Here is a 12,704-nt window from a genome sequence, read left to right as displayed (position 1 = left end):
ACTAATGCTTCAATCTAATATATTTTTTTACCATAGAAATAAGAAATGGAAAACGCAATATGCTATATAATAAATTATATTGCATAGATAAAGAATATAGCGGTTTAAAGGACGGAACAAATAATTTATATCGAATAAGATTCAAGTTGTACTCTTTCTGCAATTTTCTCTTTAATCTAACATTACTATCTAAAGAAGGATATTTTTTTTTCACTTTATCCAATAAATACAACCTTAATTCAGATGAAGATAAATCGAAACGAAATCTATTTATTAAATTTGAATTCCTACAAGCACTACCTTCTGCAACTCTATAAATTGCGGTAATAGAATTCAAATAATAAATATTACTTTGGAGCAAAATTCCAATCCATAGCTGAGTATCCCCCATAAAAAAATATGAAGACTTATATAATAAATCATCAGAAGTTATAATAATTTTATAAAGTTCATTTCTGAATAAAACAGTATTAGTCTGGACCCTATATTTGTTCCCATCAATAATAGATAAAATAATATCAAGTTTGTCTTTGGGAGAATACTGAAAATTATCAACGAAAGCATTATCCCTATTAATATAGTACTGAAAATTAGTATGCACCATTCCATATTCAGGATGCGTTTCCAGAAAATCAACCTGTTTTTGCAGTTTTAATGGATCAACCCAATAATCATCTCCTTCACAAAATGCCACATACTTGCCATGTGTATGTTCATCCATTATACGCGCTAAAGAACCATCACGCTTAGAATATTGATTCTCTGTTTCAAAAATAGGCTTTATTATATTAGGATATTTTTCAGCATATTTCCGGATGATAGTTACAGTTCCATCCGTAGATGCATCATCGTGCACAATTACCTCAAAACGAAAGTTCGTTTTCTGCATAACAAAGCCTTCCAAACATTGTTGGATATAAGACTCATGATTATAGGCCGTACATCGAACCGTAACCATTAAAGCCTCAGTATCTTTTTCTTCCATCTATTTCGCTTATATTTTACAGCAACCAGTAGTAGTATCCACACATATCATATGACTACTTGTATAATTGCTTATTTTTCATGTTCTACTAATTTTGTCTCTGTCCTTTCATTACAACTTCTAAATAAATCCTTTCTTTTGCAAATCCACAAATGCATCTATTAATTTGTCATAGTCCTCTATCACCAAATCTCCAATATGCCCCACACGAAAGATAATGTCTTTCATACTACCACCATTAGGACAGACCCACATTCCGTACTCATCTTTCATTTTCAGAAAAATGTCGTATGCCCCAATAGTTATAGGGTGTAGTGGGGTTACTGCATTAGAAAGAGAGTCAGATACAATTTCAAATGGCAATTCTTTTATTCTTTCACGAAAATAATTTGCCAATGTTGCAGTTCGCATGATTTCAGCCTCCACCCCGCCATTAGAATCAATCTCTTTTAGTCGCGCATTTATCTGTCGGAGAATATTGACAGCCGGAGTCCATGGAGTTTGTCCGCGCTCTTGATTTTTTAATGCAATCTTCAAATCAAAATACTGGCATATACATTTAGTACTGTTCACACGCTCAATAGCTCGAGGAGACAAACACATCACTGAAACACCCGGAGGGCACGCCAAAGCTTTTTGTGAGCCTGTTATCATGACATCGACTTCCTGCTCAGCCATATTGAATGAATCTGCAAGAAAAGTAGAGACACAATCCACTATTAGGAATACACCATTACGCTTACAAAACTGGCTAATAAGATCAATATCATAATGCGCTCCTGTTGATGTTTCAAGTTTGTTAACAAGAAAAGCAGTATATCCTTGCCTCTCAAATGGTGCAAGATGTTCACTTTTTAATGCTTTTCCTAGATCAAGTTTGATTTCTACAAAAGGAATTTCATGGAGTTTTAGTAGCTCTACAAAACGAGTGCCAAAACTACCACCATTAACAACTATAGCCTTGTCACTTGAAGTCAAAGTATTCATGACAGCAGTTTCCATGCCACCTGAACCAGAGCAAGTAAGAAACACAGCGCGTGAATCATCAGTTGCCTTGGCAAACTTCTTTATTAAAATTTCATTCTCTTTCATCAGTTCTGAAAACTCTGCCGTACGAAAATAAGGTACTTGTTCTGCACCTATTGTCCGTACAGACGCACTTGACTGCACAGGACCGACTGTAAAATTGATCATTTTCTATTTAGATTTATAAAAAACACCCATTTTTTATTATGAGGTCATATTATATAGAAATTCTTTCGTTCACTGAATTGTTGCATGACCCTTGCCATCCAAATACTCTCTTTTCTTCCGAGTCTTGCTGAAGAAAAACGCTTATTAAGAATGCAAGATACAAACTCTTGAATTTCATAACGCAAACCAAAACCATCCCACTTATAGAAGAATTTTTTGTTCTCATTTTGATCTTCATAACGTAACTCAAAGTAATCTGTCTTCCACCATGGAGCAGGTACGTAAGCATATCCTTTTGTTCCAGATATTATAAGACTACCTTCAGTTTTCACGCCAAGACCAACTTTGAATGAGCAAGTTGCCTTAGGATAGCGAAATATCCCCTTTGTATATACATCTACACCATTCTCTATACGAGAGTAGATATGCAGATCCTCATAATCAACACCCATTAACTTAAAGATTGGAAGCAATGGATAACTACCCTCTTCAAAAAGAGCTCCACCTGCTTGTGAAGCATCAAATTCACGCCCTCTCCTGTCTAGCAGTTGGGAAAGTGAAGCCTCAATATCTACAACTTCACCTATTAATCCAGATTTTATAATTACCATCAGGTGGTTAAATGCCGGACAATGAGCAGTTTTGTTCGCTTCTATCAGAATTATTCTATTCTGTTCAGCTAACTCATAAAGTTCTCTGGCTTGTTCACCATTTAACACCATCGGTGTTTCACAAAGTACATGTTTATGAGCTTTTAACGAATTCTTTATATAATCATAATGAAATAAATGTGGTGTCGCTATATAGACTGCATCGACAAGAGCATAGAGTTCATCAACCGACGTACATTTTTTTATTCCATTAAATTCTGTACAATATTGTTCCACCACACTTTCATGAATATCATACGCAGCAATCGTTTTCACTCCACTCACCACAGAAATTTCTGATGGAAAGCGTTTGGCAACACGTCCACATCCAATAATACCCACTCTTACAACTTCTTGGCTCCCTTCCCGCAACATCGTGGATGAAATGCCTTCCGTCCGTGGCAAATACACTACTTTACAATATTCATTGAGGTAGTCAAACTTACCCTCCCAGTCTGAACCAATAGCAAAGATGTCCACTCCATAATTTTGTATGTCATCAATTTTTTGTCCGACATAATTCTCTATAATAATTTCATCTACCAATCCCGTATTCTTCACAGCTTCTACCCGTTCTAATACATTGTTACGCACATTGAGTTTACCTCTGTCACGGTCAAAGCTGTCATTAGTAACACCTACTATCAAAAAATCCCCTAGTTCTTTTGCACGACGCAAAAGATTTATATGGCCTTCGTGCAAGAGATCGTATGTTCCATACGTTATTACTTTTGTCATAACTTAACCGTATTATGGAAAGCATTATTACGCTAAAAACTCAACATAATCATAATGGGGTATTCTATGTTCTATAGGAGGTAAATCCATATAATTACCATAAAAAGCACTGAGAAGATTATCAGGGCTATTTGGACCTAAAAAATCAATACCATCAAATCGTATAGTTTTTAAGGGAAGTACATCATCAAGTTCCATTTTTCGTTCAGTCAACGTCATACCAAAAATTTCTTTACTCGAATCTGTGATAATAATCTCTTCCAAATATTTATTTAACTCTTTTCTTTTTAGCTCAAATATTTCATTTGATAAACATCCAACTTTATTGCGTTTTTCCAAATATGCTATATGCTCTTTTATAAGAAAAGACTCTAGTTCACACTCTTTCATCTTTATCGCTTTATAAAGATCTATACTTAGCCCTTTATGAGAATAAACATTGTCTTGCGGAAACCGTTCACAACTTGCTACTGTTTTAATATCCTTGACATGTGACCAACTATGAAAATACAATGGCTCTGTATCTCTATTTTCTAGAAACATATCCTTAGGAAGTTCTTTTTTTAACACCTCCATAGCAAAATCATAAGTATCATCAAAAAGAAATATATCAAAATCATCATCCCAAGGGATGAATCCATGATGTCTTACAGCACCCAATAGGGTTCCAAAAGTGATCATATAAGGAATATCATGCTTTTCTAGAATTCTGGCAATAACAGTTCCCATCTCCAATAATCGTTTTTGCACTCTTTTTATATCCATAATTGCTATAGTTTGTATTCCATTATCATTTTTTTCTCATTAGCATGAATGGTATTAGACAGGGTAAAACCTATGTTAGTATAGACTCTAAAAGCTTTTTCATTACATTTATCCACAGTCAGAAATACCGTACCATTGCCGTACATAATCTTCGCTTTATCTATGAAAAACTTTATTAAGCATGTTCCAATTCCTTTCCCTTGCAATTGCTCTGCTACAATGATAACCTGTATGTAAGCACATTTATTAGTAACATCATTCATATAGCCACTTATCAAGCCCGCAATTTCTTCATTGTCTTTACAGACAAATGTTATACCCAAACGATTTAACCTCTCCGCATATGATTTTATATCTACATGTTTTGAGAATGGGTCAGGCAGCAAAGATTCATTGCACGAAATAAAATCACTAATTATAGAAACGGTCTCCTCAGCTATGGTTAACTCTTCAATTGTAATCATAAAATCCTACATTAATACATCAATCATATCAGGGCTAAAGACCGGAATATTGAGTTTCGTTTTGATATTTAATCTCTCAGAATTCGAATCATCAATAAAAATAGGTTTGTCTGTTTTAATATAGTCCGACTTATCATCTTCCTTTGAAATATGGATAATTTCGTCAAAAAGATGATTAAGTCTGAAATCTTTCAATTCATCTTCCAAAGCAGTCCCTTCGTGTTTGCTCAACAAGAATATCTGCTTTTTCTCGTTTATACATTTATACAAAAATTTGACAAGCTCTATATTTATCTCACTCCTATTCATAATAAGACAGTCATCATAATCACAATAAACAGAATTAAAGCTAAGATTTGTTTTATATTTGCACTCCAAAGCTCTATCAAGTTCTACATTGTAATCATTCTTAAAAACTTTAACTTTATAGCCAAAAGCATCAAACAAAGAAAGAAGTGCAAAGTTTACACCAACAGCACGAGAGAGTAACGAAGAACCTCCTAGTCGAGATGCAATTTCAAGTAAACACAAATCTCCGTATTTATTATATTTAACCTGATAAAACCATGCTCCTTGAAATCTAATTTTTGAATTAATTGTAGAAGCAAGTTTTTTAAATATTTTTTGATTTTCAGCAAAATAAGTGTTAACACTTATACCATTGCTTATTCTATTTCGCTTACGGGCTCCACTATACAACAAATTTCCGTCTTTGTCTGTAAAACAATCAACTGTAAACTCCTCGCCAGGAAGATATTCCACGACAAGCATATCTTTTTTACCTTTAAGATATACATCAACCTCTTCTTGAGTATGGAGTTTTTTAGTACCTTTTGCACTATATCCAACAATGGGTTTTGCAAAGACAGGAAAATCTTCTGCAGGAATATTATTAGGCCTACTATAGACTTTAGGAACATTCACTACCTCTTGCAAATTTTCATACGTGAGTTTCTTTGAGAGGCATATTTCTGTGGTCTTAGATGGAGATGCTATAACCTTACACCCAAGCTCTTCTTCATGTAATTTTGTTGCTGTGATAACCGTATCCATCGCTGGATATATAGCATCAATATTACGCTCCTTTACAATCTTCTTTAACGCCGGAATAAACGCTTCATCTGTGACAAAAGGAATATCAGAAATATAGTCTTCAAACACAAACTTTCCATGATCATCAACCGAACTTGCTCCGATAAGATTGAAATAGGTAGAATACTTAACAGAACTATATATATCTAAAGCAATCTCTGAACCACAAGGGAATACAAGAACATTATATCTCTTCATCAGTTTTTTGCTATTATTTCAAGAATTCGTCGTACGTCATCAACTGAGAGTGCATGATGCATTGGCAAGCATATAACACTATCAGCAACTTTATGTGCCACCGGCAAATTTTCAGGTCGTGCAGATTCCAATCCCCTATAGGTAGAGAATTCGCTTATCAAAGGATAAAAATACCGTCTACCCAACACATCTTGCTCTTTCATCTTGAAATAAAGTTCATCACGAGTCATTCCATATTTTCTGGCATCTACAAATATTGGAAAATAAGAGTAGTTGTGAGATACACCAGGCATATCTTCCATAAAGTTAATGCCGGAAACTTTCCTCAAAGCTTCACGGTAACGGATAGCCACCTGACGACGAGCCTCTATCGCAACATCAACTTGCTTTAAATTAAGCAACCCATAAGCGGCACGGATTTCATCCATCTTACCATTAATGCCCGGTGCCACAATCTCCGTTTCTCCCGCAAAACCAAAATTCTTCAGATAATCAATACGTTTTTTCATCTTTTCATCGTGACAAATCAGTGCACCACCTTCTACAGTATTATATACCTTAGTAGCATGGAAACTGAGCGTTGACATATCACCTGCATTCAGTACGGATTTTCCGTTCATCTTCACACCGAAAGCATGAGCAGCATCGTAAATCACCTTCAAGCCATATTTATCAGCAATAGACTGAATACGCTCCATATTACAAGGCTTACCATATACATGAACCGGCATAATTGCTGTAGTTTTAGGGGTAATAGCAGCCTCTATCTTTTCAGGATCAATATTACAAGTATCCAAATCAATGTCTACAAATACCGGCTTAATGCCATTCCACCACAAAGAATGAGTAGTAGCAACAAAACTATAGGGGGTGGTTATCACTTCACCCGTAATGCGCAATGTCTGTAAAGCTACTATCAAGGGCAACGTGCCGTTCGTAAAAAGACTAATGTAAGGCACCTCCAAATATTCGCATAAAGCTTTCTCCAATTCCTGATGATAATGCCCGTTATTAGTCAGCCACTTGCGATTCCAAATATCCTGAAGATAAGGCATAAAATCGTCTAATGAAGGAAGTAAAGGAGACGTAACCGTAATTACTTTATTTTCCACAATAAAAATTATTTTTAATTTTACTTTTGTTTTAAGAGAGTAAGTACCAGTTGCTTTACCTCAAGATATTCAGACAAATGAAGTCGTCCATAAATAAGAAGTGCTAACGACAATCCAATAATAATCTGAATAGGAAGAAGAAGATAGTAAGACATCGGTATAAAAGACAAACTCCACATAACTCCTGCTACTATAATAGAAATAATAAACGTAGGAAAAATATCCTTTATCTGTTCTATAGCTGGATATAAAATTAGACCAGCAGAATAGTAACTATTCAAGAAATAAGCAAAAAAAGAAGTAAATACATTACCTACTAGCATCCATTCAATGCCAAAGAATATACCAACTACTATGGGAACAATGGCTATGATTTTCTTTATAACTTCTAATTTAAAAAATAAATCAGAGCGGCCTTTTACCTGAAGAATATTCAAGTTGATGGCATGAAGCGGATAAAGCATCCCAGAAAAACAGATTATTTGTAAAAAGTAAACTGCTTGCAACCATTTCTCACCTATAAGAATAACAAGCAAAGGCTTTGCTATTGCTACCAATCCCAACATACAAGCAAAGGTTATCAGCATAGTGATCTTTATCACTCTACGGTAAGCGTCCCTCAGACGCTCTGGTTCATTTTGGATGGAACTCAGAACCGGATAGCTAACACGCTGTACTACTGAAGTTAAATTGCTAGAGAAGATAGAATTAAATTGTTCAGCACGAGTATACTGTCCCAATTGAGCAGAAGTATAAAAACGACCTATAACAATATAATAGATATTTCTAAAAAATGTATCCAGTAATCCGGAAAGTAAAAGTTTAGAGCCAAAACCAAACAGTTCTTTAAAACTCTGTAAGGAGAACTCAAACATAGGTTTCCATTTGGTATAAACCCACAAAAATAGAGTGTTAAGAAACTGACGTGACAACTGTTGTCCCACAAGACTCCATATTCCCATACCCGCAATAGCCATTACAATACCTATTCCCCCACTACTGACAGAAGATATCAAAGACACTTTTGTCTGTGTTTTAAAATCAATATTACGCACCAATTGTGTACGTGGTATGATAGCCAAAGCATTGATGATAAGTATCCAACCTATCACTCGAGTTATCTCGATCAACTCCGGTTCTTTAAAAAAAGCACTGATGACAGGAGCAGAAAAAAACAAAAAAATATAAAGTATAATACTGACCAACAGATTAAAATAAAAAACAGTATTATAATCTACTCTTTCCACTTTAATCTTGCGTATCAGTGCATTGGAAAAGCCACTGTCAATAATAGAATTAGAAATAGCTATAAATATAGCTATTATAGCCATAACACCATACTCTTCGGGGGTAAGAAGTCGAGCCAGCACAAGACCGACTAAAAAAGTAATACCTGAACTGGCAATATTATCTATAAAACTCCAGCCTACACCACGAACGGTTTTCTGTTTTAAAGAATCTTCCAAAAGACAAGTATTATTTCCCTATACAACTATATTCTATCCCCGCTTCTATCAGTTCTTTCTTCTCATATATATTTCTTCCGTCAACTACCACAGCCTTTTTCATCGTCTTCTTCACTACCCCCCAACTCGGCATCCTAAACTCCTTCCACTCCGTCACCAACAACAACGCATCCGCATCCAGCACCGCATCATACATATCCGTAGCATAAACAACCTTATCTCCTATCCTACGCCTACATTCATCCATCGCAATCGGATCATAAACCTTCATGTTTGCGCCAGCCTCCATCAACTTATCAATCAATACCAATGCCGGAGCCTCCCTCATATCATCCGTTTCAGGCTTGAAAGCCAAACCCCATAAAGCGATCTGTTTACCTCTTAAATCCCCATTATAATGCTTCAATAACTTCTCAAAAAGAATACTCTTTTGCCTCTCATTCACCTCTTCCACAGCTTTTAACACACGCATCGGATAGCCATTCTTTTCCGCAGTCTTTATCAACGCCTTTACATCTTTCGGAAAACAAGAACCACCATATCCACAACCGGGATACAAAAATTTACTGCCAATACGACTATCCGCACCAATACCTTTGCGAACCATATTTACATCAGCACCAACCAACTCACAGAGGTTAGCAATATCATTCATAAAGCTAATCCGTGTGGCCAACATAGAATTTGCCGCATATTTTATCATCTCGGCACTCGGAATATCAGTAAATATCAACCGATAGTTATTCATCATGAAAGGCTTATAAAGACGTTCCATTATAGTCTTAGCTTTTTCCGATTCCACACCTACCACCACACGGTCAGGCTTCATGAAATCATCTACCGCATCACCTTCTTTCAAAAATTCAGGATTGGAAGCCACATCAAACTCTATCTTTACATTACGTTTATCAAGTTCTTCTTGAATGGCCGACTTTACCTTTTGTGCAGTACCCACCGGAACTGTACTCTTAGTCACAACCAGCACATACTTATTCATATTACGCCCAATGGTACGCGCAACCTCCAACACATATTTCAAATCAGCACTGCCATCCTCATCAGGAGGGGTACCGACCGCACTAAATACAACTTCCACTTCATCCAGACATTCCTTCAAGTCTGTCGTAAATTTCAGACGACCAGCAGTATAATTGCGATGCACCATATCCTCCAAGCCCGGCTCATAAATAGGAATAATGCCTTTCTTCAGACTTTCTATCTTACTTTCCTGCACATCCACACAAGTCACATCAATGCCCATCTCAGAGAAACAGGTACCTGTCACCAAGCCGACATAGCCAGTACCAACTATTGCTATTTTCATATTATCTTAGTTTACTTTTGATTACAATTGATAAAAAGAACGATACCAATCTATCGTTTCCTGAACTCCCTCTTTAATCGGCTTGTCAGGTTTAAACCCTAATTCATTCTGCAAAGCCGAAGTATCCGCATTCGTTTGATAAACGTCGCCCGGTTGCATAGGAAGGTATATTTTCTCTGCAGGATGTCCGATAGCTTCTTCGATGGCCTGAATAAAGTCCATAAGTTTCACCGGATGAGAATTACCTATATTATATATTTTATATGGAGTAGTAGAAGAACTGGGATCAGGGATTTGAGCACTCCAGTCCGGATTAGGAGAAGGAGTGTGGTCTATCACACGAAGGACTCCTTCAACAATATCATCAATATAAGTAAAATCGCGCAACATATCACCATTATTGAAAACCTTTATCGGCCTCCCGTGCAACATGGCATCGGCAAAAAGGAAAGGTGACATATCCGGACGTCCCCAAGGACCGTAAACCGTAAAGAAGCGCAAACCGGTAGAAGGAATACCATATAAATGGCTATAAGTATGAGCCATTAATTCATTTGACTTCTTTGTTGCCGCATAAAGGCTTACAGGATGCGCTATACTGTCTTTTTCCGAAAAAGGAACTTTTCCGTTCAGACCATAAACACTACTGGAACTAGCGTAAATCAAATGCTTAATTCCATAATGGCGGCATCCTTCCAGTATATTCAAAAAGCCATCTATATTACTTTCCACATAAGCATAGGGATTTTCTATAGAATAGCGTACTCCTGCCTGAGCTGCAAGATTCACAACCTTGTCAAAATGTTCATTGGCAAAAAGCATCTGCATTGCCTGTTTGTCCTCCAAATTCATGCGGACAAACCGGAATTTCTCATATGTATTGCTTTGAACAAACTTATACCAGTCAACAGCGCTTTTATCAATGCCTAAAGTCCCCAAACGCCCATACTTCAGATTGATATCATAGTAGTTATTGATATTATCAAGCCCTACCACCTCATCTCCACGAGAAAGCAGGTGCCTACAAACATAGGAGCCAATGAAACCAGCAGCCCCCGTAACAAGAAATTTCATATAAAATAAGGATAAGTATTAAAGAACAAACACAACAAAGAGATCAGCTATAGATTTATCAGCCTACAACTCTGTGTTTGCATGCAGATATGAATCATTTTCCACATTCTGCAATTCATCGGAAATATTTTGTTGTTCAGCCGTTAACAAACCACCCCAGCCACTCATAATCTTATGTGCTTCTTGCGCCAACTCCTCATCAAGCGTTTCCCCATAGCAAGCCACTAATAGCTGACATTTCAATAAAGAATCCGAAAGTTTTCCAAGAACTTTCCCGCTACGGTCCAATAGCTCCTGAACCTTTTCTTCTTTATCTCCATGATTATAAATCGTAGCACTATAAGCTTTCAGAAGAGTGATACAAAGAGTCGCTTCTTCTTCATCATTCACGGATTTCTCACCGTGCAAAGCTTCCGCCTGACTGTATACTTCTGAATTTAATTGATATAAACGATCGGCATAAATGGGTTCACCATCCATACCAAGATAAAGAAGCTCATGCGTGAGTTGACGCAAAGCATCGATTTGAGACTTCATATAATTATGAATTATAAATTAGAAACTATGAATTATTCTTCTGTTATAGGAACAATAAGAGAGGGATGAATAAAAGTTGTAGCAACCGCCATAACTCCCTGAATAGATACGACTACACGACGATCACCTTTCACTCTGATAAATACACCTTCAACGCCTTCAAAAACGCCACCGGTGATGCGAACGCGATCACCCTTCTGCATAGAGTATTCTGTCGGCGGCAAATAAATGACTTGCTGATCATAAGAACCGGCAATGGCTATAAAATGACGCATCTGGACTTCGGGAATAACGATAGGCTGCCTGGTTTCACGATCCATGATGTAACGAAGAGGAAGAAGAATGGCATTCTCTTCCTTTATTTCATCAATCCTTTTTCGCGTGGCGCGGATGAATATCAAATTATGTATCGCCGGAACAAGCTTACGAATCCTTTGCTCCCTTCGCATCACATACTCATAACGCATCGGAATGAAGTTTTCGATATTATTCCGGTCCAGGAACTCTTTCAAAGCAAGCTCCCGGCTATAGGTGATGCGCAAAGCGTACCAATATATTTCTTCGTTATTTGATTTGTTCACGTTAAAGGGGGTTCAGAAAAGGATATTTCTTGGGGACACCGGGGGAAAGACACCCCTTCCGGTTAAAACGTTAATTCGTGATAGCGAATTTAATACGTTCAATGGCCAAAATTTGCTCTCCCTATCGCAGGAAGTACAAACAGACACTCTTGAAGACTGAAAAAGCTGATTTAATAGGAGAAACACAGTTTTCGACTTCTTATAAGCTGTAAACGAATGACTTAAGCATCAAAATGCACATGAATCATCCATTTAACGTGCGCAAAGATAAGAGGGATTTTCGAAAGAACAAAATGTTTTATAAAGAATTCCTAAATACATCACTCATAAAGCACCCATTTACACCATAGAGCATAGTGTTTAGAGAATATCATGATACATTCAGATGATAATTTCCATAGAAGAATACGCTTTTATCCATTGTTTATGAATAAAGTAAGCTTATTGTATATATGACCACAGATGTGGTTCACGTACTTCACATTTATGAAGCAAGTGATTCACATATATAACTCTTCTTAACC

The 12,704-nt window shown here is 36.6% G+C and carries 12 protein-coding genes; all 12 read right to left on the bottom strand.

Features of this window, described 5'->3' with window-relative positions:
• Position 1: 1 nt before the first annotated feature.
• The 12 genes from QZ135_RS04430 to QZ135_RS04375 all read right to left on the bottom strand — a co-directional run bounded on the left by QZ135_RS04430 (position 2) and on the right by QZ135_RS04375 (position 12,180).
• Positions 2–985 carry a glycosyltransferase gene (locus tag QZ135_RS04430; protein WP_294606242.1) on the bottom strand — a complete coding sequence of 328 codons (984 nt, stop codon included), beginning with the start codon at positions 983–985 and terminating at the stop codon, positions 2–4.
• A gap of 120 nt (positions 986–1,105) precedes the next feature.
• On the bottom strand, positions 1,106–2,179 hold the full coding sequence (locus QZ135_RS04425; protein WP_117706642.1) for an aminotransferase class V-fold PLP-dependent enzyme: 1,074 nt from the start codon (positions 2,177–2,179) through the stop codon (positions 1,106–1,108).
• A gap of 44 nt (positions 2,180–2,223) precedes the next feature.
• Complete coding sequence (locus QZ135_RS04420) at positions 2,224–3,567, bottom strand: Gfo/Idh/MocA family oxidoreductase (protein WP_294606239.1); 1,344 nt, start codon at positions 3,565–3,567, stop codon at positions 2,224–2,226.
• Positions 3,568–3,594: 27 nt separating this feature from the next.
• A complete protein-coding gene (locus QZ135_RS04415; protein ID WP_117706644.1) occupies positions 3,595–4,332 on the bottom strand; it encodes a LicD family protein in 738 nt (245 codons plus the stop codon).
• A 5-nt stretch (positions 4,333–4,337) separates the two neighbouring features.
• Positions 4,338–4,796, bottom strand: a complete 459-nt coding sequence (locus QZ135_RS04410; protein ID WP_294606236.1) for a GNAT family N-acetyltransferase — start codon at positions 4,794–4,796, stop codon at positions 4,338–4,340.
• Between the two features lie 6 nt (positions 4,797–4,802).
• A complete protein-coding gene (locus tag QZ135_RS04405; RefSeq protein WP_117706648.1) occupies positions 4,803–6,086 on the bottom strand; it encodes an ATP-grasp domain-containing protein in 1,284 nt (427 codons plus the stop codon).
• Complete coding sequence (locus tag QZ135_RS04400; RefSeq protein WP_044534995.1) at positions 6,086–7,198, bottom strand: DegT/DnrJ/EryC1/StrS family aminotransferase; 1,113 nt, start codon at positions 7,196–7,198, stop codon at positions 6,086–6,088. The genes QZ135_RS04405 and QZ135_RS04400 overlap by 1 nt, the downstream gene beginning before the upstream one ends.
• A gap of 20 nt (positions 7,199–7,218) precedes the next feature.
• Positions 7,219–8,664 carry a lipopolysaccharide biosynthesis protein gene (locus QZ135_RS04395; RefSeq protein ID WP_294606233.1) on the bottom strand — a complete coding sequence of 482 codons (1,446 nt, stop codon included), beginning with the start codon at positions 8,662–8,664 and terminating at the stop codon, positions 7,219–7,221.
• 10 nt (positions 8,665–8,674) lie between these two features.
• Positions 8,675–9,988, bottom strand: coding sequence for a UDP-glucose/GDP-mannose dehydrogenase family protein (locus QZ135_RS04390; RefSeq protein ID WP_294606231.1), 1,314 nt, complete (start codon positions 9,986–9,988; stop codon positions 8,675–8,677).
• Positions 9,989–10,009: 21 nt separating this feature from the next.
• Positions 10,010–11,062: an NAD-dependent epimerase gene (locus tag QZ135_RS04385; RefSeq protein ID WP_294606229.1), complete on the bottom strand. Its 1,053-nt coding sequence runs from the start codon at positions 11,060–11,062 to the stop codon at positions 10,010–10,012.
• Positions 11,063–11,125: 63 nt separating this feature from the next.
• The gene (locus QZ135_RS04380) at positions 11,126–11,599 is read right to left on the bottom strand and encodes a UpxZ family transcription anti-terminator antagonist (protein ID WP_294606227.1); all 474 of its coding nucleotides are present in this window, start codon (positions 11,597–11,599) and stop codon (positions 11,126–11,128) included.
• Positions 11,600–11,631: 32 nt separating this feature from the next.
• Positions 11,632–12,180, bottom strand: a complete 549-nt coding sequence (locus QZ135_RS04375) for a UpxY family transcription antiterminator (protein WP_294606226.1) — start codon at positions 12,178–12,180, stop codon at positions 11,632–11,634.
• Positions 12,181–12,704: the final 524 nt, after the last annotated feature.

The organism is uncultured Bacteroides sp. (assembly GCF_905207245.1).
GTDB lineage: Bacteria > Bacteroidota > Bacteroidia > Bacteroidales > Bacteroidaceae > Bacteroides.
This window is presented reverse-complemented; position numbering and strand designations above follow the sequence as displayed.

What these genes read in the sequence shown, in the direction of transcription:
- QZ135_RS04430 (WP_294606242.1), bottom strand. Translation starts at nt 985, where the DNA reads ATGGAAGAAAAAGATACTGAGGCTTTAATGGTTACGGTTCGATGTACG.
- QZ135_RS04425 (WP_117706642.1), bottom strand. Translation starts at nt 2,179, where the DNA reads ATGATCAATTTTACAGTCGGTCCTGTGCAGTCAAGTGCGTCTGTACGG.
- QZ135_RS04420 (WP_294606239.1), bottom strand. Translation starts at nt 3,567, where the DNA reads ATGACAAAAGTAATAACGTATGGAACATACGATCTCTTGCACGAAGGC.
- QZ135_RS04415 (WP_117706644.1), bottom strand. Translation starts at nt 4,332, where the DNA reads ATGGATATAAAAAGAGTGCAAAAACGATTATTGGAGATGGGAACTGTT.
- QZ135_RS04410 (WP_294606236.1), bottom strand. Translation starts at nt 4,796, where the DNA reads ATGATTACAATTGAAGAGTTAACCATAGCTGAGGAGACCGTTTCTATA.
- QZ135_RS04405 (WP_117706648.1), bottom strand. Translation starts at nt 6,086, where the DNA reads ATGAAGAGATATAATGTTCTTGTATTCCCTTGTGGTTCAGAGATTGCT.
- QZ135_RS04390 (WP_294606231.1), bottom strand. Translation starts at nt 9,988, where the DNA reads ATGAAAATAGCAATAGTTGGTACTGGCTATGTCGGCTTGGTGACAGGT.
- QZ135_RS04385 (WP_294606229.1), bottom strand. Translation starts at nt 11,062, where the DNA reads ATGAAATTTCTTGTTACGGGGGCTGCTGGTTTCATTGGCTCCTATGTT.
- QZ135_RS04380 (WP_294606227.1), bottom strand. Translation starts at nt 11,599, where the DNA reads ATGAAGTCTCAAATCGATGCTTTGCGTCAACTCACGCATGAGCTTCTT.